This window comes from Rahnella aquatilis CIP 78.65 = ATCC 33071, assembly GCF_000241955.1.
GTDB classification, from domain to species: domain Bacteria; phylum Pseudomonadota; class Gammaproteobacteria; order Enterobacterales; family Enterobacteriaceae; genus Rahnella; species Rahnella aquatilis.
In genome coordinates, this window is the sequence record NC_016818.1 from 2623043 (window position 1) to 2645903 (window position 22861).

Consider the following 22861-nt stretch of genomic DNA (forward strand, 5'->3'; position numbering starts at 1 on the left):
GCGACAGGCTGGAAATCTTGCCGCTGCGCGGTGCCTTCATTTCGGGATTGCAGCCTCAGGTCTGCAACCTCTCATTCAGCAAGCTTTCTGAACCGCCCGCACGATCTTAAAATCAAAACAGGACTCATCTGTTTTAGAGAGTGCAATGGCGTGCTCAAAATCCAGCTGAACGGAGCGGCTTCGAGACCCGTGGCTCGAAGACCGAGAGAAGGCAGTGCGAAGCACCTGGATTTGCGCCACTCACGAATGCTACGGAACATGTCCGTCATACCCGCGGTAGCGCGCAGTGAAAGAGCCCGGGGGGTCTTGGGGGGTGGCGGCGATAGGCCGCCCCCCAAGTCGGTGTGGGCCGACGCCCACGGTTTTGAACTTGAACTTGAAGTTGTAGTTGAAGTTTTTTAAACGCCCCCCGTGATCCCCCGTTAAGCATCACAAATTTAAATATTCCCCGCTTTTTCATCACTCATAATTGATAAGCGTCATAACGCCCGGTGAGCTATTTCGGCAAAGTGCCCGCCTTTCACTTGGATCCAAATTTAATCTCGGGGAATACAATCATGCTGGAATTACTGATCGGACTGGTAGTCGCCGTCTTTGTCGGGCGCTATATCATTAAAGGCTATTCACCCACCGGCGTGCTGTTGGTGGGCGGCTTGTTGCTGTTGATTATCAGCGCAATGATGGGCCACAGTATTCTGCCGGAAGGCACCAAAAGTACCGGCTGGAAGACCACGGATATCGTTGAGTACGTCAAAATCCTGCTGATGAGCCGCGGTGGCGATCTCGGCATGATGATTATGATGTTATGCGGATTCGCCGCCTATATGACGCATATTGGTGCCAACGATGTGGTCGTCAAACTGGCGTCGCGCCCGTTACAGATGATCAATTCGCCGTATATTCTGATGGTCGCGGCGTATATTCTGGCGTGTCTGATGTCACTGGCTGTCTCATCAGCGACCGGTCTGGGCGTGTTGCTGATGGCAACGCTGTTCCCGATTATGGTTAACGTCGGCATCAGCCGCGGCGCGGCGGCAGCGATTTGTGCGTCCCCTGCGGCCATCATTCTTTCTCCGACGTCCGGTGACGTGGTGCTGGCCGCGCAGGCGGCGAACATGCCACTGGTGGACTTCGCCTTTAAAGTCACCCTGCCAATTTCGATTGCCGCCATCGCTGCGATGGCTGTTGCACATTTCTTCTGGCAACGCTATCTGGATAAACGCGAAACCGCCGCGCAGGTGGATGCCGTCGATTCGAATGCTGACGATGTGGTTGAAACCAATGCTCCGGCTTTCTACGCCATTTTGCCTTTCACGCCGATTATCGGTGTGCTGATTTTTGACGGAAAATGGGGGCCGAATCTGCATATCATCACCATTCTGGTGATCTGCATGCTGCTGACCGCCCTGATTGAAACCGTGCGTAACCGTAACGGCAAGGCGGTATTCGCCGGTCTGGACGTGGCTTATCGCGGCATGGCGGATGCTTTTGCTAACGTGGTGATGCTGCTGGTCGCGGCAGGCGTATTCGCACAGGGTTTAAGCACCGTCGGCTTCATCAGCAGCCTGATCGGGCTGGCGCAAAACTTCGGTTCAGGCAGTATTGTGATGATGCTGGTTCTGGTGGTGATCACCGTGCTCGCCGCCATGACCACTGGCTCCGGTAATGCCTCGTTTTATGCCTTCGTCGAGCTGATCCCGAAACTGGCGACGAAAATGGGCATCAACCCGGAATATCTGGTCATTCCGATGTTGCAGGCATCCAACCTGGGCCGCACCATTTCCCCGGTTTCCGGCGTCATCGTGGCCGTGGCCGGTATGGCAAAAATTTCGCCTTTCGAAGTTGTCAAACGTACGTCAGTTCCGGTGCTGGTGGGCCTGATTGTGGTGATCGTCGCCACCGAAATTCTGGTGCCGGTGCATTAAAGCCTTTCTATATAAATCCCCTTCCTGGCCGAAGGGGATCATTGATCACATAAATACGATAACGAGAATGCCTCTCACAGGTTAAGCTACTGCGCCTTGAAGGTCGGGGAACTTTCCCTGTGCTGATTTGATGGCGAAACCAGCGTGAGAAAAGCTTTTATGTCGAATAATCCGGGCTATAAACGTATTGGCGGGTGGTTACTGGCCCCGATGGCGTATCTGATTGTGACGCTGCTGAGCGTGGTATTAATGCTGTTTCTGTTTTCAATGGCATTATTTGTGCCGGAATCGCGTGAATACTTATTCACCAACTCGCAGGCGTTTACCCTGCAATGGTATTTCTCTGTGGTGACCACGTTAGCGATGGGGGTATTTACCGTCGCGGTATTGTGGCAATTCTGTAAGCGCGCCAGAGCGTTACCCAAAATGTATATTATCTGGTTATTATGCACCGTGCTTCTGGCAGTAAAAGCCTTTGCATTCTCGCCGGTTACTGATGATCTGGCCGTGCGTAACTTATTGTTACCTTTATTGGCCGCCGCAGTCTTTGTGCCTTATTTCAAGCGTTCACTGCGGGTAAAAGAAACCTTCACGGAATAACCCTGAGGTTTTTAATGTTTATTATGTCCGGGCAATTGTCATGACTTCTTATTTATTACTCTTTGTCGGCACCGTGCTGGTAAATAATTTTGTGCTGGTCAAATTTCTTGGTCTGTGCCCGTTTATGGGCGTGTCCAGGAAACTGGAATCCGCTATTGGTATGGGTCTCGCCACCACATTTGTGATCACCCTGTCGAATATCTGCTCGTGGATCGTTAACACCTTCGTTCTGATGCCGCTGGGGCTGGTGTATCTGCGCACCATGGCCTTTATTCTGGTGATCGCCGTTGTCGTGCAGTTCACCGAAATGGTGGTGCGCAAAACCAGCCCGTCGTTGTATCGCCTGCTGGGTATTTTCCTGCCGCTTATCACCACCAACTGCGCCGTGCTCGGCGTGGCGCTGCTGAACATCAATCAGCAGTTCAACTTTATGCAATCCGCGTTGTACGGTTTTGCCGCGTCGCTGGGTTTCTCGCTGGTGATGGTGCTGTTCGCTGCCATTCGGGAACGTCTGGTAGTCGCTGACGTCCCGGCACCGTTCAAAGGTTCTTCGATTGCGCTGGTCACGGCGGGCCTGATGTCATTAGCCTTTATGGGCTTCACAGGTCTGGTGAAATTCTAATGTTTGAATTATGGGTAGCGATTGGCGCGCTGACCGCACTGGCGCTGGTTTTTGGCCTGCTGCTGGGTTATGCCTCGCGTCGTTTTGCCGTGGAAGGCAACCCGGTTGTCGATCAGATTGACGATATCCTGCCGCAAAGCCAGTGTGCGCAATGCGGCTATCCCGGCTGCAAACCTTACGCCGAAGCGGTCGCCAATGGCGACAACATCAATAAATGCGTACCGGGCGGCGAAGCTGTGATGCTCAAGCTGGCCACCCTGCTTAACGTTGAACCGCAGCCGATGGGCGAAGACGCCGCTGCGGCCGTTCCGGTGCGTAAAGTGGCGTATATCGACGAAAGCAACTGCATCGGCTGCACCAAGTGCATTCAGGCCTGTCCGGTGGATGCCATCGTGGGTGCCACCCGTGCCGTACACACCGTGATTACCGATTTATGTACCGGTTGTGACCTGTGCGTCGCGCCGTGCCCGACGGACTGCATCGAAATGCTGCCAGTAAAAACCACCACCGCAAACTGGAAATGGGATTTGCAATCCATTCCGGTTCAGATCATCCATGCGGAGTAACATGTTTAATCTTTTTGCAGGACTCAAAAAAGACAAAATCTGGGACTTCGATGGCGGTATTCATCCGCCGGAAATGAAGACTCAGTCGAGCCACGTTCCGCTGCGCAACGTGCCGCTGCCTGAGCGTTTTATCATCCCTCTTCAGCAACACCTTGGTCCTGAAGGCGAGCTGTGTGTGAAACCCGGCGACCGCGTGTTAAAAGGTCAGCCGCTGACCACCGGCCGTGGCCGCACCGTGCCGGTTCATGCGCCGACCTCGGGCGTGATTACCGCCATCGGGCCGCACATTACCGCGCACCCTTCCGGTCTGAAAGAGCTTTGTGTGTTAATCGACGCCGACGGCCAGGACACCTGGTGTGACCGTGAATTCGTGGCTGATTACCGTCAGCTTACTGCTGACGAACTGAATCAGCGCATCAGTCAGGCCGGTATTGCCGGGCTGGGCGGTGCCGGTTTCCCGACCGCCAGCAAACTGGCTGGCGGCCTGACCTCAACCCGCACACTGATCCTCAACGCTGCCGAATGTGAGCCTTACATCACTGCCGATGACCGGCTGATGCAGGAACATGCCATGGAAATCCTCCAGGGCACGCGTATCCTCTGCCATATGTTGCATCCTGAACGTGTGCTGATCGGCATCGAAGATAACAAACCTGAAGCGATTGCCGCGCTTAAAGCCGCGATCAGCGCTGAAATCTCCGACGGAGTACGTTTCGAGCTGCGGGTGATCCCGACCAAATACCCGTCCGGCGGTGCCAAACAGCTGACCAAAATCCTCACCGGCCTCGAAGTGCCGAAAGGCCATCACTCGTCGTCCATCGGCGTGCTGATGCAAAACGTTGGCACGGTCTACGCCATCAAACGCGCGATCATTGACGGCGAGCCGCTGATTGAACGCGTGGTCACGCTGACCGGTGAAGCCATGGCAAAACCGGGCAACGTCTGGGCGCGCCTCGGCACATCGATTGAACACCTGATGCAGGAAGGTCAGTTACAACCGCAGGGCGATAAAAAGATGGTGATCATGGGCGGCCCGCTGATGGGCTTTACCCTGCCGTCGCTGAATGTGCCTGTGGTCAAAATTTCCAACTGCCTGCTGGCTCCGTCGGAATCCGAGCTGGGACAACAGGAGCAGGAAGAAGCCTGTATCCGTTGCAGCCTGTGCGCCGAATCCTGCCCGGCCGGTTTACTGCCGCAGCAACTTTACTGGTTCAGTAAAGGCGAAGAACACGAAAAAGCGCGTAAGCATAATCTGTTCGACTGCATCGAATGCGGTGCCTGTGCGTATGTCTGCCCGAGCAATATTCCGCTGGTGCAGTATTACCGTCAGGAAAAGGCTGAAATCCGCGCTATCGATACAGAGACCGCCCGTGCTACGCAAGCCAAAGCGCGTTTCGAAGCCAAACAGGCGCGTATGGAACGCGAGAAATTAGCGCGGGAAGAAAAACATCAGAAAGCGGCAGTGAAACTCAGCGAGACGCCAGTAGCAGAAGCGCCAGCCGAAGAAAAAGCCGTGGCGGAAACACCGGCAGCCGATCCGCGTCAGGCCGCCCTGGCCGCCGCCATCGCCCGTGCTAAAGCTAAAAAAGCCGCCGCACAGCAGGATATTCCTGTGGCCTCAGAACCGGTGGCTGAACCGGCACCTGTGGCAGAAGAAGACCGCAAAGCCGCTGTCGCCGCCGCTATTGCGCGTGTCAAAGCCAAAAAAGCCGCCGCCGCACAGCCGGTGAATGAAGCAGAAAAGGTGACAACGTCACCTGCTGAACCTTCCGCAGACGACAAACGCAAGGCGGCAGTGGCCGCTGCTATCGCCCGTGCTAAAGCTAAAAAAGCTGCCGCACAGGAGGCAGAAGATACAGAGCCAAAACAACAAGAAAGCGATCCACGCAAAGCCGCTGTGGCTGCTGCGATCGCCCGGGTTAAGGCCCGTAAAGCCGCTCAAACAATGTTGAACGAGGAATAGATGGCCTTCAGGATCGCAAGTTCACCTTTTACGCATAATCGCCAGAACACCAGCACCATCATGATGATGGTGATCCTGGCGTGTATTCCCGGCCTGCTCGCTCAGGTCTGGTTCTTCGGTTACGGCACGCTGATTCAGCTGACGCTGGCTATCATCATTGCCCTGCTGGCAGAAGGCGCGGTGTTACAGCTGCGAAAACAGCCGGTGACAAAACGTCTGGGGGATAACAGCGCCCTGCTGACAGCGGTTTTGCTGGGTATCAGCCTGCCGCCGCTGGGTCCGTGGTGGATGGTGGTGCTCGGCACGATTTTCGCCATCATTATCGCCAAACAACTTTACGGCGGTCTGGGTCAGAATCCGTTTAACCCGGCCATGGTAGGTTATGTGGTGCTGCTGATTTCTTTCCCGGTTCAGATGACCACCTGGCTGCCGCCGGATGTTTTACAGCATCATCACGTCGGATTCACCGATACGCTGCTGACCATTTTCACCGGCCATAACAGTCAGGATCTGACCGCCTATCAGCTGAACATGAACGTCGATGGTGTAACGCAGGCGACACCGCTGGATGCGTTTAAAACCGGTCTGCGCTCCGGTCATACCGCCGATCAGATCCTCGGGACGCCACTGTTTAGCGGCACACTGGCCGGTCTCGGCTGGCAGTGGATTAACCTCGGATTCCTGGCCGGTGGCCTGTTCCTGATGTGGCGAAAAATCATCAGCTGGCATATTCCGGTCGCCATGTTAGGTATGCTGGTCATTTGCGCGGGTATCGCGTGGGGTCTGGCCCCTGAACACTATTCATCACCGCTGGTCGGGCTGTTCTCCGGCGCGACCATGCTCGGCGCGTTCTTTATCGCCACCGATCCGGTGACGGCGTCCACCACGCCAAGAGGCCGCCTGATTTTTGGTGCGCTGATTGGTTTGCTGGTGTGGCTGATCCGCAGTTACGGCGGTTATCCGGATGGCGTGGCCTTTGCGGTTTTACTGGCCAATATCACCGTGCCACTGATTGATCACTACACGCAACCACGCGTTTACGGGCATCGCTGAGGAAGAATTATGTTAGCTACAATGCGGCGCCACGGCCTGATTTTGGCTTTCTTTGGCGCACTGATGACCGGCATGACCGCGCTGGTCAACCTGATGACCAAGCCGACCATTGAACATCAGGCACTGTTACAACAAAAAACGCTGTTCGATCAGGTGATCCCGGCCAGCGTGTATGACAACGACATGCAAAATGAATGTTACAACGTCACCGATGCCTCACTCGGTACTGCCACGCCGCACCGTATGTATCTGGCGCGCAAAAACGGTCAGCCGGTGGCGGCTGTGGTGGAAACTACCGCGCCTGACGGCTATTCCGGTGCGATCCAGTTGCTGGTGGCGGCGGATTTTCATGGCAAAGTTTACGGTTCCCGTGTGCTGGAACAGCATGAAACGCCGGGGCTGGGTGACAAAATTGAAGTGCGCATTTCCGACTGGATCAAGCATTTTGCCAATCAGACCGTTAACGGTGTAAGCGATGAGCGCTGGGCGGTGAAGAAAGACGGCGGTATGTTTGATCAGTTTACCGGTGCGACCATTACACCGCGCGCTGTCGTTCGCTCTGTAAAACGCACGGCGCTGTTTATCGGGACGGTACCGTCTCAGCTTTCCCACCTCACCCCTTGTGGAGCACGTGATGAGTGAAGCCAGAAAGATAATCGTTCAGGGTTTGTGGACTAATAACTCCTCGCTGGTGCAGTTGCTGGGGCTTTGCCCGCTGCTGGCCGTGACGTCTACGGCGACCAATGCCCTCGGTTTAGGGCTGGCGACCACGCTGGTGCTGACCTGCACTAACGCCATGATTTCCGCGTTCCGTAAGTGGATCCCGGATGAAATCCGCATCCCGATTTACGTGCTGATTATCGCCTCGGTGGTCAGTACCGTGCAGATGCTGATCAACGCCTACGCATTCGGTCTGTATCAGGCGCTGGGCATTTTTATTCCGCTGATTGTGACCAACTGTATTGTGGTCGGACGCGCTGAAGCCTGCGCGGCCAGCAGCCCCATCCATCTGGCCGCGCTTGACGGTGCGATGACCGGCCTCGGTGCCACCTGCGCGATGTTCGTGCTGGGTTCAATGCGTGAAATTCTCGGCAGCGGCGTGCTGTTCAACGGTGCTGATTTGTTGCTCGGCAGTTGGGCGAAAGTACTGCGCGTCGAAGTGCTGCATCTGGATAACCCGTTCCTGCTGGCCATGTTGCCGCCGGGCGCGTTTATCGGCCTCGGTCTGTTGCTGGCCGCTAAATACCTTATCGATCAGCGCATGAAAGCGCGGAAAGCGGCACAGCACGTTGTCGCTGAAGAAAGTCTGCCAAAGGGAAGTGTTCATGAATAAGGAAAAGCGCATCGAAATCCTCAGTCGTTTGCGTGATAACAATCCGCATCCCACAACCGAACTGGTGTACACCACCCCGTTCGAACTGCTGATTTCGGTATTGCTTTCCGCACAGGCCACGGATGTCAGCGTGAACAAGGCGACGGCCAGGCTGTATCCGGTCGCCAACACGCCGGCCTCTGTTCTGGCGCTTGGCGTGGACGGCGTAAAGGAATACATCAAAACCATTGGCCTGTTTAATGCCAAAGCCGAGAACGTGATTAAAACCTGCCGTATTTTGCTGGAAAAACACAACGGCGAAGTGCCGGAAGACCGCGCCGCGCTTGAAGCCCTGCCGGGTGTCGGCCGCAAAACCGCCAACGTCGTGCTCAATACCGCCTTCGGCTGGCCGACCATTGCCGTGGATACGCATATTTTCCGCGTCTGTAACCGCACGAAATTCGCGCCGGGTAAGACTGTCGATGATGTCGAAGAGAAATTGCTGAAAGTGGTTCCGGCCGAATTCAAACTTGACTGCCATCACTGGTTGATCCTGCATGGCCGCTATACCTGTATTGCGCGCAAGCCACGGTGCGGCTCGTGTCTGATCGAGGATTTGTGTGAGAGTAAAGAGAAGGTTTATGCGGAGTGAAAGGGGTTCCCTTTGGATCTCTTTAAAATTTTCTCAGTTGCACTGAAGGCTCGACCGAGACAATTTCGGTTTTTCAATAACGGTTATCACATGGCAAGGTAAGGATGGCTCGGTGTGCTCCCTCCCCTGCGAAGGGGAGGGTTGGGGTGGGGTATTAAAGAAAAATCAAAAAGTTAAAGTATTCTTTGACAAGGTGTTAGCCCTTAAAACCCCCTCCCGACCTCCCCCTTCGCAGGGGGAGGAGAAAGTCAAAATCAAATAAACGATTTCGCCTGCTTGAGCACCACATCACAGGCTTTGGTTTTCACTTTCTCCTTCACCTGCGTCAGCCCGTTCCCCAGATTATTCAGATCCACACTCTGGTCTTTACCGGTTTTCAGCAATCCCCCCAGGCCCTGCTGATAATCCTGGCTTTCCGCACCCTCTGCCGTCTGGATGCCCAGCTTGCTCAGCAACTGATCTTTCACATTCTCAGTGCTGGCTTTGGAAAGTACGTTGTTCTTCACGCAGTACTGCAACACACCGGCGACGTTGTTTGCGCTGGTCGAAGTTAATGCGCTGTCGCCGCCGCTGAGCAGTGAGGTCAGCGAAGACGTGGTGCCCGCAGAACCGGATTTATTGCTGGTGCCATTCAGTCCTTCGTTAGCAGCCTGCTGCAGTTGTCCCAGAAGATTATTCGAAGCCTGTGCGCCTGCTGAAAGCAAAATACCCGCAGAGGCCATCGCCAGAACAACAGCTTTCAATGTTTTCATGTATTACTCCATGCATTTCACTCAGTATTGCGGCAAAGCTTGAGCTTAAATATTCATTACATCAATAGGAATACCGGAGATAAACCGTCGGGAAATGTTTATCCGGCGGGCTGTTCTGTCTGCTGTTGTGACAGCCAAAGCCCGGCGGCGGTGAAGAAATGCTGCGCCAGCGGCGTTGCCCTTCCCGCTTCGGCAACCACCAGTGCGGCGTGGCGGCTCATCGGTGTGATATCCAGCGGGCAACGTTTCAGTACAGGATGCATTTCATCAATCAGATGGCCGCGCGGAACCAGCGCACAGCCAATGCCGACAAACACCCCCTGCATCAGCTGGAAAATAGACGTGCTTTCAAGCCGCGGATGCAGCTCAAGCCCGGCCTGACGGAAAAAATTATCCAGATAACGACGGAAATAGCGGCTCGGCTCAGACAAACATAACGGCAGCGCGGCTGCCTGTTCGGCGGTCATCAGTCCGATGCCCTGCAACTGCGGGAAATGATCCGGGTGATACACCACATCAACACCGCCATCATCAAGCGGCACCAGCTGAAAGCGCAGTTCATTGAGCGTCGAAAATTCAAAGAAACCGATACCGACATCCACCGAATGGCTGCTCAGCGCTTCGATCAGTTGATCGGCACTGACTTCTGCGACGCGGTAATCCAGGCCCGGGTGCGCCTCGCTGACCGCCTTAATCAGTTGCGCCAGCGACACGCTGCATTGCGGCATTACACCGATACGCAATGTTCCGCTCATGCCCTGTTTCAGCGATTCGACTTCCAGTTTCAGACCTTCATAGACGGCGACGATTTCACGTGCCCAGCTCAGTACACGCAGCCCTTCGGCGGTAAAACCTTCAAAGTTATTACCGCGGTTGATCAGATTAAGGTCGAGTTCTTTTTCAAGGTTCTTGAGGCGCATCGACAACGTCGGCTGGCTGACAAAACTGGCTTCTGCTGCCCTGCCGAAATGCCGCTCGCGTTCGAGATTACACAGATAGATAAGTTGTTTGATATCCAATTTATTTTCTAATTCAGCCGGTTGTTATGCCTGATTGATTGCTGCTTATTATAAGCCAAAGTCATGATAATGACGCAGCGGATTGAAACCGGCTAAGGCATCCTGACGCTGTTTGCGGGCGCGGCGGGCCAGCGCATAGGCCGGATCGCCATTGAAACCATGGAATCCCCCCGGATAGATACTGAATTCCACCGGCACGCCTGCGCGGATTAACCGGCGGGCATAGTCGATGTTTTCATCGAGAAATAAATCGATCGAACCGACACCAATCCAGGCTGGCGGTAATCCGCTCAGATCCTCTGCGCGGGCAGCAGCAGCGTAGCAGGAAACATCCGGCAAACCCGCTTCGTGACCGAGATAGGCATGCCAGCCGAAAAGGTTGTCCGCGCGCGTCCAGGAAAATTCGCCGGTCACCGGATTCGGGTTGGGATCGGTCACGGTGCGGTCGTCGAGCATCGGATACATCAGGTTTTGAAACGCCAGTTTCGGCCCACTCCGGTCACGGGTCAGCAGCGCCAGAGAGGCCGCCAGCCCTGCACCGGCGCTGTCGCCCATCACACCGATATGGGCGGAGTCGATACCCAGCGCTTCTGCCTGCGCGGTCATCCAGACCAGCGCCGCATAGCAATCTTCCAGCGGGCCGGGGAACGGTGTTTCCGGCGCGAGGCGATAATCCACCGAAACAATGACGCAGTCGTGTTGCGCCGCCGTCGGGCGGGTCAGCGGCATCGACTGTTCAGGGCTGCCCAGCACATAGCCACCACCGTGAATATGCAGAATACCCATCCGCCCTTTGCGTTCGTGTTGCGGCGAAATCACCACAACTCGCACCACCGGCGCATTTTCGCCGCCTGAAATGTGATGCTGACTAACCGTTACCGGCAACCCGTCATCCTGTAACAGACTTTCCAGCGCCGCCGTCTGACGCTGCTCACGCATGACAGGCAGAACAGAGGCTTCGAGCACACGTTCTGGCATAAGATCCAGTAACGGGCGCAGTTCAGGGTCAACCAGGTGGGCAGTTTTCATCACGGGATCCATTTTTTCAGTTATCGTCCCGTTATTTATAACGCCTTAAGCCGGTTTTAAAAAGTCTGAATTGTTATTGCTTATGACTGATTACGTTCACATTTTTCATGACGTTAAGCCTATAACGCCGTGAATGCCCATATAAATCCCCACCAGCGCAATCAGTACACTGGAAAAATAAGGTGCCCGGCGCGCCAGCGAGTTTAAACCGCTCCAGCGTTTAGCTGCCTGACGGATACTGACAGCGGCCGCGACGCCGACGGTCACCAGCGTCAGCGCCAGTCCGATACTGAAACACACCACCATCGTCGCCCCCAGCGCCAGTTGTTTAAGCTGGATGCAGATCAACAGCACGGTAATGGCGGCCGGGCACGGGATCAGCCCGCCGGTCAGACCGAAAAATAAAATCTGCCCGTTCGTCACTTCCGTGCTGGCAAAACGTCGCTGAATATCGCTGGCGTGCGCCAGTTCATGAGCATCCTGATATTCCTGCGGTGACAGGCTGATGCGCGTTATGCCACGCAGGTTATTAAGTCCCCGGGGCTGAACGTGACGCTGAACGTTCGCATGCGCGTGGGAATGTCCGTGATGGTGGTCATGATGGTGGTCATGATCAGCGTGATGCCCGTGCGTGTGTTCTCTCTTCCACAGCTGTTCGCCGCGAAATGTACGCCAGAACATCCATGCTGCCGTGCCCAGGATGATGATCGCAGACACCAGTTGCAACCACGGCTCGACTGCCTCTGCGGTGAACCGGTTGCTGAGATACATACCGCCAAATGCAATGATCCAGACAATTGCCGTATGCGAAACCGTGGCCGCCAGCCCCAGTAAAATGGCCTGCCGGACGGTGCCTTTAATCGCAATGATAAAGGCGGCCATCATGGTTTTCGAATGGCCGGGCTCAAGCCCGTGTAAAATCCCCAACAAGATGGCGCTGGGTATAAAAATCCACGCATTTCCCTGTTGTAAAAGTGTAGAAAAGTCATTCATGGTAGTGATTCCCGATAAGGTAGGCGCCGGGATTGTACTCCCCCCCAGTATTAAATACACCCCCCCAGTATCCACAAAATGATATGATCGCACCGTCATTAGTGTCATGGAGGAAGTGATATGTCCCATACCATTCGCGATAAACAGAAACTGAAAGCCCGTACCAGCAAGATTCAGGGTCAGGTGGCGGCGTTAAATAAAATGCTGGATGAGCCCCATGAATGCGCGGCGGTTCTGCAACAAATTGCCGCGATCCGCGGCGCGGTGAATGGACTGATGCGGGAAGTGATTAAAGGACATCTGACTGAGCATATTGTTCATGAGGAAGATGTCGTGAAACGTGAGGCCGACCTGGACGTCGTTCTGAGCGTGCTGAATTCTTACGTGAAATAACCTCCCGTGGCGGAAGTCTGATCACGCAAAAAGGGGCCGGGGCCCCTTTCATTCTCTTCACTGCCTGTTGCGATTACTTTTTGACTTGTTTGGTCGCAAAACCTTTGTTCAGTTTACGCCAGTACACCAGCCAGGTGATCAGCGCACAAACCACGTAAAACACCAGGAAGACTTTCATCGCGCCAGCCGGTGAGCCGGTCATGGCCAGTGACGTCCCGAACGCTTTAGGAATAAAGAAGCCGCCAATCGCGCCGATGGAAGAGATAAAACCGAGCGCAGCCGCCGTATCGGTAACCGCCTCACGCAGCGCTTCATCATCGCTGGCACCACGAGCTTTAGCCTGATCAGTGGTCAGTTTACGGAAAATCACCGCAATCATCTGATAGGTGGAGCCACTGCCCAGACCCGCCGTCAGGAACAGCACCATAAAGACCGCGAAGAACGCCGGGAAATTGCCGCCCACGCCACCGACCGGCAAGGTCAGGAACAGTAAACCTGCAAAAATCGCCATGACGATGTAATTCACCAGGGTGACGCGAATACCACCCAGGCGGTCGGACAACATGCCCCCTGCAGAACGGGCCAGCGCGCCAAAGAACGGGCCGAAGAAGGCGAATTGCAGAATATTGACGTCAGGGAACTGGGTTTTGGTCAGCATGGCAAAACCGGCGGAAAAGCCGATGAATGAGCCAAAGGTCGCCAGATACAGCACGCTCATGATCCACAGATGACCGCGTTTCAGCACCGGCAACTGCTGGCGGATTGAGGCTTTAGAAGAGGCCAGATCGTTCATGCCAAACCAGGCGGCAAGGGTACCGATGATCAAAAATGGCACCCAGATCCACGCTGCATTTTGCAGCCACATGTCAGCGCCGTTCGCCAGCGTTTGTTTATCGCTGAAAGCCGCAAACACCCCCAGGGAGATGACCAGTGGCGCAACCAGCTGCATCACGCTCACACCCAGATTACCCAGACCGCCATTGATTCCCAGTGCGCCGCCCTGCTTCGCTTTCGGGAAGAAGAAACTGATATTGGACATGCTCGATGCGAAGTTTGCGCCACCGAAACCGCACAACAACGCAATGATCAGGAAAATGTTATAAGACGTGGTGGTATCCTGCACCGCAAAACCCAGCCACAGGCATGGCAGCACCAGAAATACAGTACTGATGGCCGTCCAGCGGCGGCCGCCAAACAGCGGGATCATAAAGGAGTAAGGCACGCGCAGCAGTGCGCCGGAAACGGACGGAATGGCAGTCAGCATAAACAGCTGATCTGTCGTAAAGTTAAAACCAACTTTATTGAGGTTAACGGAAACCAGGCTGAACAGCATCCAGACGCAGAATCCCAGCAAAAGACAAGGCACGGAAATCCATAAATTGCGGCTGGCCACTTTATGCCCGGTCTGTTCCCAAAAGGCCGGATCTTCCGGACGCCAGTCCTGCAACAGGCGTGACGGTTTTTCCGTCGGTGAAGCTGATGTATGTGACATGTGTACCTCGGGTGGCAACGCATTGTTGTAATGATTAAGTTATGTCGCACACACTAGGTAGAGCCCTGCTTCAGGATGTTGATACAAATCAACGCAACCGCAGGTGGATAATGCAGGAAAAATGACCACGGATCCTTTATGAGTATCCGGCGAGAAAGCAATAAACTGCTAGTATTCATAAAGTTGATGAAGAGATATTCTTTCCACGAATGAAGGTATGAATCAGGCGGAAATAAAGGAGTAATCACAAAGAGGTATAGGGAAACTCCCTCTGATCATAAAAAATGCCCACTCTGTACAGGTTTGTGTCAGTCCGGCACGGTATCCGCAGCATCCGATATAGATTCAGGAAACACGATTCATGCTTAAACGCGCACTGCCTTCTTTGTCGCTCATCAGTCAGATCAGCTTGCTGATGCTGCTGCTCGGCCTGCTGGGTATTGGCGGAATGAGCATGGCGGCGTGGATGGCGGGCAGTATCGAAGGCAATGCCCATGCGATCAATAAAGCGGGTTCGCTGCGTATGCAAAGTTACCGGCTGTTGTCTCAGGTACCGCTGAGCGAAACCAGTGCCCGCTATATCAGCCAGATGGAAGCTGATGAAAACAGCGCCGATTTATTACAGGCGGTAGAGCGCGAAAATCTGCAACCACAGTTTCTGGCGTTACGTCAGTACTGGCAATCCACCCTGCGCGACCAGCTTCTGGCGGCAAAGCATCCGCAGGATGTCTCGGCCAATATCGCCGTCTTTGTCGGCCAGCTTGATGTGCTGGTCGCCGCACTTGAGTACAAAACCGAATACCATTTACAACAGATTTCGCTGATCCAGCGCGGGCTGGTGGCAGTGACTCTTTTACTGATGGCGCTGACCATCTGGTTCCTGCGCCGCCATCTGCTGACGCCCTGGAAAAGTCTGCTCGCACAGGCCAGCGCAATTACCGCCGGAGATTTCAGCCGCCGCTATCAGCGCAACCGTGTGGCGAATGGCGATGCACATAATGAAATGGATATTCTCGGCGATTCGCTCAACAGCATGTCGCTGGCGCTGGCGGAAATGGTCGATAATCTGGCGCAGCGCGTGGCAGAGAAAACCGCCGACCTGCAGAAAAAAAATCAAATGCTGGACTATCTGTACCGTGTCAGCCGTCAGCTTCATACCAGCGAACCGCTTGAGGCGCGCATGGAGCCGGTGCTGAAAGAGTTGCAGTCACTGACCCCGCTGAGTGGCATTCAGTTGCGGCAATACGAAAATAACAGTGCGGAAGTGTTCAATGAATTCAGCCACGCCTCGCCGCGCCAGCCCGTCAGCCCGAAGGTCGGTGAACATGCGGATGACGGCGGGGAATCCCTGAGCTGGAGCCTGCGCGACGAGCGCGAAAATTACGGTGTGCTGCTGGCGCAGTTACCCCCCGGTCAGTATCTGGATGACGATCAGCAGCAACTGGTGCATACCCTGCTGGAACAGCTCACCAGTACCCTGATGCTGGCGCGTCAGGCAGAACATCAGCAGCAGCTCATGCTGATGGAGGAACGCTCGGCCATCGCCCGCGAACTGCACGACTCGCTGGCGCAGTCGCTGTCGTGCCTGAAGATTCAGGTGGCCTGCCTGCAAATGCATGCTGACACGTTCTCTGAAGAAGACAAAAATCTGTTGCTGCAAATGCGTGAGGAACTGAGTACCGCTTATCGTCAGTTGCGTGAACTGCTGACCACGTTCCGTCTGACGCTGAACACGCCCGGCCTGCGCGCCGCGCTGCAACATACCGTCGATGAATTCTCACGCCGCATGGGACTGCCCGTCGATTTCGATTATCAGATCCCGCCACGTTCCGTTCCGGCCAATCAGGGCATACACCTGTTGCACATCGCCCGTGAAGCCCTGAACAATGCATATAAACACGCTAACGCCACGCAGGTATCGCTCTCACTGCATTGTCATGACGGTGAAATCAGTATGAGTATTTGCGACAACGGCGAAGGCATTTCGCCGGACGTCGAGCGGCAAAATCATTATGGCCTGATCATCATGCAGGATCGTGCCAGTACCTTACATGGCAAATGTCGGGTCGCCCGACGCCCGGACGGCGGCACAGAAGTCACAGTGTGTTTCCGGCCCGAAGCCCTGCCAATCAATCCCCAGGAGCAAGTATGAACGACATCACCCCTTCCACTATTTTGCTGATTGACGATCATCCTATGCTGCGTAACGGCGTGAAACAGCTGATCGCGCTGGACTCGCGTCTTAAAGTTATTGGTGAAGCCAGCAATGGCGAACAAGGTGTCGAACTGGCGAAACAGCTCGATCCGGATCTGATCCTGCTGGATCTGAATATGCCGGGTATGAACGGGCTGGATACCCTCGACAGCATGCGCCAGACCGCCCTTTCAGGCCGTATCGTGGTGTTCAGCGTGTCCAATCACGAAGATGACGTCGTCACAGCTCTGAAACGTGGCGCAGATGGTTATTTACTGAAAGATATGGAGCCGGAGGATTTGCTGGCCGCGCTGCATAACGCCGCCGCCGGAAAAATGGTGCTGAGCGAAGCGCTGACGCCGGTTCTTGCCGCCAGCCTGCGGGAAAGCCGCCCGAGCGGTGACCGTGATATTCAGTCCCTGACGCCGCGCGAGCGCGACATCATCAAACTGATCGCCGAAGGTTTGCCGAACAAAATGATCGCCCGCCGTCTGAATATCACCGAAAGCACGGTGAAAGTGCACGTCAAACATCTGCTGAAGAAAATGAAACTCAAATCCCGCGTAGAAGCAGCGGTTTGGGTGTTGCAGAGTAATGTGCTTTAACCAGGCGTGAGCCCTTAAAACCCATCCTCCCCTGCAAAGGGGAGGCGAGAAAACCGCGATCAGAAATTCAGCCCGGGATCATTACCATATTGTGGTTGCGCAGTCAGTGGCGGGGACACATTCAGCGTGATCCAGTTGGAGGTGACTTTTTGCGATTTGCTGTCTTCCACGGTCACCGACAAACGATAAATGTTGGTGGCGTCCGGGGAGTCATCCCACGGGGGCACAATTACGCTCCAGCCATCGGGATTACGGTTATTGGCGGGTGGCGTCAGGCTCAGCGCCTGTGTATCACCCTGCCAGCTCAGCGCCACCACGGAATTCAGTGCGCGCAATTGCAGTTTCAGCGGCACCGTTTCGCCCGGCTGTAATGACCACGGCGGCGTGGCCAGATATACCGATAAGGTTTTGCGCTGTTTGAATTCCATCACCGGCATATTATTGCGATCGACCATGTCCATCCGGCTTCCGCGCAGCGAGCGCGCTGCCGCGACATTCCGTGAAGACAGTTGCTGATCCAGTGGCACACCCAGCCGGTAATTCAGCGTCAGTTTCACCACATCCTGATTATCACCATCCTGCCCGGCCTGGTGTTCGGCCATCACCGTTACTAACGGTACCGGCGTGTAATTGACGCCAAATGACACAGCCGACGGATTACTCTGCCGTGTGCCGTTGCCGAACAAATCCACCTGATTACCGAAATACTGCTCATAACTCAGTGAAGCGCCCAACTGGCGGTAGAAAGGTAAATAGCCTTTGGTGGTGATGTCGTAGCCACGCGCCTGACGGCGCAGTTGTGCAGACGTACTGTTGTCGGCTTTATAGGACGAAAAGGGATGATAATAATTGGTTGAGAAACGCAGGTAATCTGTCCAGGCTTCCGCGCCCAGACTGCCGCGTGTCAGCTGATGATCGAAATCGTTATCCACAAAAGCGTTATATCCCAGCATCCACGCGCCGGTGTTAAAACGCTGCCCCAGGCCGAAATTACCGACCGTAGCATCCGTCTCGCTTTGCAGGCCAATCTGGCTGTAAACCAGATTGGTTTGAGAATTGTATAGCGGGCTGAAAAGCCGCCCGGAGCTGCCGTCAAGATTACGGCCGCTCATATCCAGCGAGGTGCTGACGGTACCCAGCGGCGAAAGCAAACTGCTGGTTTCTTTTTGCACCAGTTTCGCCGCCTGACTGAGTGCCAGCGTCTCCGCCTGCACACGTAAGGGATCATCGCTGTCTGTGGTGGTGGTGCCCAGCTCTTTCAGCGTGGTTGCGAGCTGTTTTTCCGTGGCCGTCGGTCCGGTATTGGTTTGTATATACTGGCTGCCGAGGCTGGGTAACATCCGGGAAGGTTGGGCCGGGGCTCCGTTATTAAAAACGGAACTTTCGTCACTGGCAGGCAGAAAACCGCTGAGGTGATAACCGGAAACGCCATATTCGGTGGGTTCTGCCGTCAGCGCACTGGCGCTGACAGCATAGAAGGCAGCTCCCCCGGCAATAAGCAAAGAGGCGCAGGGATTTCCTGCAAATCGCTTCAATAAATCAGAAAAAAAATCTGTGACTTCAGTCATACCTTGCACATTTTATGAGTAAGGTTTGATCTTAACGTACAGACAGCATAATTCAACCTGCATGCCACGAACGGCCACATACATCGTTGTATTAGGTGAAATCATGAAAATTCATTTCCATGATGAATACATGGATAACATGTCACCACATCACAAAAATATCACCTAAAATTACATCAAAGATATCAATTGCACACATTTAATAACATTTTTAACAAACGAACCATTTATCTTTACAGTCTGTTTTCATTTATCCTTAGCAGGTTAACGATTATCCCGACGCCACCCGACTGCCTTTGCAGAGCGCGTCCGGACCTTAAAGTGATGTATACAAACAGGGAACATAAATGAGCAAAAAAACCTTGCCCGGCGTGACCCGCAGACAGATTCTCTCGTTCACGGCCGCCTCCGCAGTACTGGGTGCCGCCAAAGCCGCCAACGCGGTGACGCTCAAAGGCACGCCCGTGTGGAGCCCCTTTGACGCCAGCCCGCCGCCGCAGATTGAGACCGATGGCTGGGTGTTTTTCACCGAAGCCGAAGCCGCTGCCATGGAAGCCATTGTTGACCGTCTGGTCCCTGCCGATGATCTGAGCGTGGGCGGTAAAGACGCCGGATGCGCGGTGTTTATCGACCGTCAGCTGGCCGGATTCTACGGCACCTATTCCCGCCTTTATATGCAAGGCCCTTTCCAGGAGGGCACTCCGGAGCAAGGCGATCAGTCGCCGCTGGTGCCGCAACAACGCTACCGTCTTGGCCTGGCCGCATTGGATAAATATGCCCGGTCACAGCATCAGAAATTATTCAAAGATCTGCCCGGCGACCAGCAGGATCAAATCCTGTCAGGTCTTGAGAGCGGAAAAATTGCCCTTGAAGGGATCGATTCTAAATTGTTCTTCGCCATCGCACTGAAGAACACAATGGAAGGTTTCTTTGCTGACCCGATTTATGGCGGTAACCGCAATATGGTGTCGTGGAAAATGCTGGGCTTCCCCGGCGCGCGCTACGACTACCGCGAATATATCGGCAAACATAACCAGAAACTCGATCTCGAACCGCTGAGTATTTCCGGCGGCGACGCATGGAAAATGAAAAGCTAAGGGCAGAACAACATTATGGCAAAAAAATTACCCAAAACAGACGTGGTGGTGATCGGGCTTGGCTGGGCAGGTTCGATCATCGCCAATGAATTGTGTGACGAAGGTCTGAATGTGGTGGCGATTGAACGTGGTCCGTGGCGTGATACCGCCCGTGATTTCAACGTGTCGACGGTGACGGATGAGTTACGCTACAGCTCCCGCCAGGAACTGATGTTACGCACCCGCCAGAACACCATCACTATCCGAAACAACCCGGCGCAGACGGCATTACCGATGCGCGAATGGGGTTCTTTCCACCCGGGAAACGGTACCGGCGGTGCGGGCAACCACTGGGCGGGGATTACTTTCCGTTTTCAGCCGGATGAATTCCGCCTGAAAAGCCATCTGACCGAACGTTACGGCGCTAATGCCATCCCGGAAGAGTTGGTGCTGCAAGACTGGGGCACCGACTGGGAAGAAATGGAACCGCATTACGCCTCTTTCGAGCGTCTGGCCGGCGTTTCCGGTAAAGCCAGCAACGTCAAAGGCGAACATCATGAAGGCGGCAATCCGTATGAAGGGATGCGCTCCATTGAATATCCGACCCGCCCGCTGGATCAGCCTTATGGCCCGACCTTGTTTGCGCAAGCCGCGCGCAATATGGGTTATAAAGCGTTCCCTGTACCCTCTTCCCTGATTTCCGAGCCTTACACCAATCCGCTCGGCGTGAAAATGGGGCCATGTACATTTTGCGGGTTCTGCACCAACTTCGGCTGTGCGAACTATTCCAAGGCCAGCGCTATCACTACCGTATTACCGGCACTGATCCGCAAGGAGAATTTCGAAGCCCGTACCAACTGTGAAGTGATGCAGGTGCTGACCGATTCCACCGGCAAACGCGCGACAGGCGTGGTCTATATCGATTCTTCCGGCGATGAATGGGAACAACCGGCTGATCTGGTGATCGTGAGTGCGTTTACCTTCGAAAACGTCCGTCTGATGCTGCTTTCCGGCATCGGCAAACCTTACGATCCGGTCACGTTAAGCGGCACCACGGGCCGTAATTATGCCTATCAGACCGCTAACGGTGTGCAGTTGTTCTTTGATGACAAGAACTTTAATCCGTTCATCGGCGCAGGTGCGGTCGGGATGGGCATTGACGATTTCAACAATGACAACTTTGACCACAGCGGTCTGGGCTTCTTTGGCGGCGGCAGTATCCGCGTGACCCCCATCGGCGGCGCCCCCATCGGCTACCGCCCTGTTCCGCCGGGAACGCCGAAATGGGGCAGCGAGTGGAAAAAAGCGACGGTCGCCAACTACCTCAGCTCGATGTCGATCGGTTGTGAGGCCAGCAGCTACACCACCAAAACCAACTATCTGTCGCTGGATCCGAACTACAAAGACCGTCTGGGTCGCCCGCTGTTGCGCGTGACGTTCGACTTCCCGGAAAATGACCTGAAAATGGCCGCGTATTGCACCGGTAAAGTGGCCGAAATCGCCAAAGCGATGAATCCGCGTCAGCTGGTCGCCAGCCCGATGAAAGGTCACTGGAACGGTACGCCGTACCAGTCATCCCACGTCGTCGGCGGTTTTGTGATGGGCGCGGATCCGTCCACCAGCTCAGTGAACAAACATCTGCAAGTCTGGGACGTGCCTAATCTGTTCGTGGTCGGCGCGTCTGCCTTCCCGCAAAATCCGGGTTACAACCCGACCGGTACCGTGGGTGCGCTGGCATTCAAAGCCGCGCATGCGATCCGTCATTACTATCTGAAAAAACCGGGAGAGATGATCGCATGAAAAAGTTAACCTCATTCTCACTCGGTTTGCTGGCCATGAGCATCAGCGGGCTGGCCCACGCGGCGGGCGACGGCTCTTTCGAACAGGTTGAGCGTGGCCGTTATCTGGCGACAGTGGGCGACTGCGCCGCCTGTCATACTGCCTCCACGCCGGACGCCAAACCTTTTGCCGGCGGTGTGCCAATTGAAACCCCGTTCGGCCGTTTAGTCGGTGCAAACATTACGCCGGATGTGCAAACCGGTATCGGTAAATGGAGTTTTGATGACTTCCAGCGCGCGATGTCCGAAGGCATCGGCCACGGCGGCAAACGTCTTTACGGTGCGATGCCGTTCACGGCGTACACCAAAGTGACCCGCGAAGATAACGCGGCGATCTGGGCGTATTTGCAGACCCTGCAACCGGTGCACAACGAAATCGAAACTAACCAGTTGCCGTTCCCGTTCAACGTGCGTACCAGTCTGATGGGCTGGAACTGGCTGAACTTCAGCAAAGGCGAATTCAAACCGCAGATGGATAAATCGGCGCAATGGAACCGCGGCGCCTACATCGTTGAAGGTCTGGGACACTGCGGTACCTGTCATACACCGAAAAATATGCTCGGCGGCGATAAGGACAGCGAGTTCCTGCAAGGGGCGGTGATAGAAAACTGGGTCGCACCGGACATCACCAGCAACAAGCACACTGGTGTCGGTAACTGGACGCAGGAAGATCTGATGCAGTATCTGAAAACCGGTTCTAACCGTTTCGATATTGCTTCCGGTCCGATGGCGGAGGAAGTGACGAACTCATCCCGGCACTGGACGGATGCCGACCTTGAAGCCGTGGCGGTCTATCTGAAAGACAGCGGTCATGACAGCGGCAATAACGCCCCTGCGCCAGTGAAAGCTGACGATAAGGCAATGATTGCCGGGAAGAATATCTACGCTGACCGGTGTTCCGCATGTCATACGCCAGGCGGTATGGGTCAGGAAGGTCTGTTCCCACGGCTGGCAGATTCACCGCTCATCAACCAGACCAACGCCACGTCGCTTATCCGCGTGGTGCTGACGGGCAGCCGCCCTGTGGCTACCGACAGCAAACCTACCGCGCCGTCGATGCCATCGTTTGATGCCAATATGAGCGATGCCGATGTGGCTAACGTGCTGACGTATATCCGTAACAGCTGGGGAAATGCCGCCGCGCCGGTTTCTGCCTCAGACGTGAAAGACTTACGCGCCGAACTGAAGAAATAAACGGCAAACGACTGA

The 22861-nt window shown here is 54.9% G+C and carries 21 protein-coding genes; 15 read left to right on the top strand and 6 right to left on the bottom strand.

The window, feature by feature from the left end:
- Positions 1-557: 557 nt before the first annotated feature.
- The 9 genes from dcuC (at position 558) to nth (ending at position 8693) form a co-directional block, all read left to right on the top strand.
- A complete protein-coding gene (dcuC, locus tag RAHAQ2_RS11855; protein ID WP_015697460.1) occupies positions 558-1925 on the top strand; it encodes an anaerobic C4-dicarboxylate transporter DcuC in 1368 nt (455 codons plus the stop codon).
- 159 nt (positions 1926-2084) lie between these two features.
- Complete coding sequence (locus RAHAQ2_RS11860; protein WP_015697461.1) at positions 2085-2525, top strand: DUF2569 domain-containing protein; 441 nt, start codon at positions 2085-2087, stop codon at positions 2523-2525.
- Between the two features lie 40 nt (positions 2526-2565).
- Positions 2566-3147: an electron transport complex subunit RsxA gene (gene rsxA, locus RAHAQ2_RS11865; protein WP_015697462.1), complete on the top strand. Its 582-nt coding sequence runs from the start codon at positions 2566-2568 to the stop codon at positions 3145-3147.
- Entirely contained in the window at positions 3147-3713 is a 567-nt protein-coding gene (gene rsxB / locus RAHAQ2_RS11870) for an electron transport complex subunit RsxB (RefSeq protein WP_015697463.1), read from the top strand. Before rsxA ends, rsxB begins: the two co-directional genes overlap by 1 nt.
- A 1-nt stretch (position 3714) precedes the next feature.
- On the top strand, positions 3715-5676 hold the full coding sequence (gene rsxC / locus RAHAQ2_RS11875; protein WP_015697464.1) for an electron transport complex subunit RsxC: 1962 nt from the start codon (positions 3715-3717) through the stop codon (positions 5674-5676).
- On the top strand, positions 5677-6729 hold the full coding sequence (gene rsxD / locus RAHAQ2_RS11880; protein ID WP_015697465.1) for an electron transport complex subunit RsxD: 1053 nt from the start codon (positions 5677-5679) through the stop codon (positions 6727-6729).
- Positions 6730-6738: 9 nt separating this feature from the next.
- Positions 6739-7371, top strand: a complete 633-nt coding sequence (rsxG, locus tag RAHAQ2_RS11885) for an electron transport complex subunit RsxG (RefSeq protein ID WP_015697466.1) — start codon at positions 6739-6741, stop codon at positions 7369-7371.
- Complete coding sequence (locus tag RAHAQ2_RS11890) at positions 7364-8062, top strand: electron transport complex subunit E (protein WP_015697467.1); 699 nt, start codon at positions 7364-7366, stop codon at positions 8060-8062. Before rsxG ends, RAHAQ2_RS11890 begins: the two co-directional genes overlap by 8 nt.
- On the top strand, positions 8055-8693 hold the full coding sequence (nth, locus tag RAHAQ2_RS11895; RefSeq protein ID WP_015697468.1) for an endonuclease III: 639 nt from the start codon (positions 8055-8057) through the stop codon (positions 8691-8693). The genes RAHAQ2_RS11890 and nth overlap by 8 nt, the downstream gene beginning before the upstream one ends.
- Before the next feature lie 254 nt (positions 8694-8947).
- Here the strand turns inward: nth and RAHAQ2_RS11900 are convergent, their stop codons facing one another.
- From RAHAQ2_RS11900 to RAHAQ2_RS11915, 4 genes are all read right to left on the bottom strand, one after another.
- The gene (locus tag RAHAQ2_RS11900; protein WP_015697469.1) at positions 8948-9445 is read right to left on the bottom strand and encodes a YjjA family protein; all 498 of its coding nucleotides are present in this window, start codon (positions 9443-9445) and stop codon (positions 8948-8950) included.
- Between the two features lie 98 nt (positions 9446-9543).
- On the bottom strand, positions 9544-10464 hold the full coding sequence (locus RAHAQ2_RS11905) for a LysR family transcriptional regulator (protein ID WP_015697470.1): 921 nt from the start codon (positions 10462-10464) through the stop codon (positions 9544-9546).
- A 48-nt stretch (positions 10465-10512) separates the two neighbouring features.
- Positions 10513-11493, bottom strand: coding sequence for an alpha/beta hydrolase (locus tag RAHAQ2_RS11910; RefSeq protein ID WP_015697471.1), 981 nt, complete (start codon positions 11491-11493; stop codon positions 10513-10515).
- A 105-nt stretch (positions 11494-11598) separates the two neighbouring features.
- Positions 11599-12486 carry a nickel/cobalt efflux protein RcnA gene (locus RAHAQ2_RS11915; protein ID WP_037039479.1) on the bottom strand — a complete coding sequence of 296 codons (888 nt, stop codon included), beginning with the start codon at positions 12484-12486 and terminating at the stop codon, positions 11599-11601.
- A 120-nt stretch (positions 12487-12606) separates the two neighbouring features.
- Here RAHAQ2_RS11915 and rcnR point away from each other — a divergent pair, with 120 nt between their 5' ends.
- On the top strand, positions 12607-12879 hold the full coding sequence (gene rcnR, locus RAHAQ2_RS11920; RefSeq protein ID WP_013575420.1) for a Ni(II)/Co(II)-binding transcriptional repressor RcnR: 273 nt from the start codon (positions 12607-12609) through the stop codon (positions 12877-12879).
- A gap of 73 nt (positions 12880-12952) precedes the next feature.
- On the opposite strand, the gene RAHAQ2_RS11925 is transcribed toward rcnR, so the two are convergent.
- Positions 12953-14371 carry a NarK family nitrate/nitrite MFS transporter gene (locus tag RAHAQ2_RS11925; RefSeq protein ID WP_015697473.1) on the bottom strand — a complete coding sequence of 473 codons (1419 nt, stop codon included), beginning with the start codon at positions 14369-14371 and terminating at the stop codon, positions 12953-12955.
- Positions 14372-14732: 361 nt separating this feature from the next.
- Between RAHAQ2_RS11925 and narX the strand changes: the two genes are divergently transcribed.
- Together narX and narL are read left to right on the top strand one after the other, a co-directional pair.
- Positions 14733-16523: a nitrate/nitrite two-component system sensor histidine kinase NarX gene (narX, locus tag RAHAQ2_RS11930; RefSeq protein ID WP_015697474.1), complete on the top strand. Its 1791-nt coding sequence runs from the start codon at positions 14733-14735 to the stop codon at positions 16521-16523.
- On the top strand, positions 16520-17170 hold the full coding sequence (gene narL / locus RAHAQ2_RS11935) for a two-component system response regulator NarL (protein ID WP_015697475.1): 651 nt from the start codon (positions 16520-16522) through the stop codon (positions 17168-17170). Before narX ends, narL begins: the two co-directional genes overlap by 4 nt.
- A 59-nt stretch (positions 17171-17229) precedes the next feature.
- Here the strand turns inward: narL and RAHAQ2_RS11940 are convergent, their stop codons facing one another.
- Positions 17230-18738, bottom strand: a complete 1509-nt coding sequence (locus tag RAHAQ2_RS11940; protein ID WP_037039494.1) for a YchO/YchP family invasin — start codon at positions 18736-18738, stop codon at positions 17230-17232.
- Between the two features lie 347 nt (positions 18739-19085).
- Here RAHAQ2_RS11940 and RAHAQ2_RS11945 point away from each other — a divergent pair, with 347 nt between their 5' ends.
- From RAHAQ2_RS11945 to RAHAQ2_RS11955, 3 genes are read left to right on the top strand one after another with little or no spacing between them, the layout of a single operon-like run.
- Positions 19086-19835: a gluconate 2-dehydrogenase subunit 3 family protein gene (locus tag RAHAQ2_RS11945; protein WP_015697477.1), complete on the top strand. Its 750-nt coding sequence runs from the start codon at positions 19086-19088 to the stop codon at positions 19833-19835.
- A 15-nt stretch (positions 19836-19850) separates the two neighbouring features.
- Entirely contained in the window at positions 19851-21614 is a 1764-nt protein-coding gene (locus RAHAQ2_RS11950; RefSeq protein ID WP_015697478.1) for a GMC family oxidoreductase, read from the top strand.
- On the top strand, positions 21611-22846 hold the full coding sequence (locus RAHAQ2_RS11955) for a cytochrome c (RefSeq protein ID WP_015697479.1): 1236 nt from the start codon (positions 21611-21613) through the stop codon (positions 22844-22846). Before RAHAQ2_RS11950 ends, RAHAQ2_RS11955 begins: the two co-directional genes overlap by 4 nt.
- The last annotated feature ends 15 nt before the right edge of the window (positions 22847-22861 follow it).

Coding starts and splice junctions, on each gene's coding strand:
- RAHAQ2_RS11900 (WP_015697469.1), bottom strand. CDS start 9,445: ATGAAAACATTGAAAGCTGTTGTTCTGGCGATGGCCTCTGCGGGTATT.
- RAHAQ2_RS11945 (WP_015697477.1), top strand. CDS start 19,086: ATGAGCAAAAAAACCTTGCCCGGCGTGACCCGCAGACAGATTCTCTCG.
- rsxB (WP_015697463.1), top strand. CDS start 3,147: ATGTTTGAATTATGGGTAGCGATTGGCGCGCTGACCGCACTGGCGCTG.
- RAHAQ2_RS11860 (WP_015697461.1), top strand. CDS start 2,085: ATGTCGAATAATCCGGGCTATAAACGTATTGGCGGGTGGTTACTGGCC.
- rsxC (WP_015697464.1), top strand. CDS start 3,715: ATGTTTAATCTTTTTGCAGGACTCAAAAAAGACAAAATCTGGGACTTC.
- narX (WP_015697474.1), top strand. CDS start 14,733: ATGCTTAAACGCGCACTGCCTTCTTTGTCGCTCATCAGTCAGATCAGC.
- narL (WP_015697475.1), top strand. CDS start 16,520: ATGAACGACATCACCCCTTCCACTATTTTGCTGATTGACGATCATCCT.
- rsxD (WP_015697465.1), top strand. CDS start 5,677: ATGGCCTTCAGGATCGCAAGTTCACCTTTTACGCATAATCGCCAGAAC.
- nth (WP_015697468.1), top strand. CDS start 8,055: ATGAATAAGGAAAAGCGCATCGAAATCCTCAGTCGTTTGCGTGATAAC.
- RAHAQ2_RS11910 (WP_015697471.1), bottom strand. CDS start 11,493: ATGAAAACTGCCCACCTGGTTGACCCTGAACTGCGCCCGTTACTGGAT.
- rsxA (WP_015697462.1), top strand. CDS start 2,566: ATGACTTCTTATTTATTACTCTTTGTCGGCACCGTGCTGGTAAATAAT.
- RAHAQ2_RS11925 (WP_015697473.1), bottom strand. CDS start 14,371: ATGTCACATACATCAGCTTCACCGACGGAAAAACCGTCACGCCTGTTG.
- RAHAQ2_RS11890 (WP_015697467.1), top strand. CDS start 7,364: ATGAGTGAAGCCAGAAAGATAATCGTTCAGGGTTTGTGGACTAATAAC.
- RAHAQ2_RS11955 (WP_015697479.1), top strand. CDS start 21,611: ATGAAAAAGTTAACCTCATTCTCACTCGGTTTGCTGGCCATGAGCATC.
- RAHAQ2_RS11915 (WP_037039479.1), bottom strand. CDS start 12,486: ATGAATGACTTTTCTACACTTTTACAACAGGGAAATGCGTGGATTTTT.
- dcuC (WP_015697460.1), top strand. CDS start 558: ATGCTGGAATTACTGATCGGACTGGTAGTCGCCGTCTTTGTCGGGCGC.
- RAHAQ2_RS11950 (WP_015697478.1), top strand. CDS start 19,851: ATGGCAAAAAAATTACCCAAAACAGACGTGGTGGTGATCGGGCTTGGC.
- RAHAQ2_RS11940 (WP_037039494.1), bottom strand. CDS start 18,738: ATGACTGAAGTCACAGATTTTTTTTCTGATTTATTGAAGCGATTTGCA.
- rcnR (WP_013575420.1), top strand. CDS start 12,607: ATGTCCCATACCATTCGCGATAAACAGAAACTGAAAGCCCGTACCAGC.
- rsxG (WP_015697466.1), top strand. CDS start 6,739: ATGTTAGCTACAATGCGGCGCCACGGCCTGATTTTGGCTTTCTTTGGC.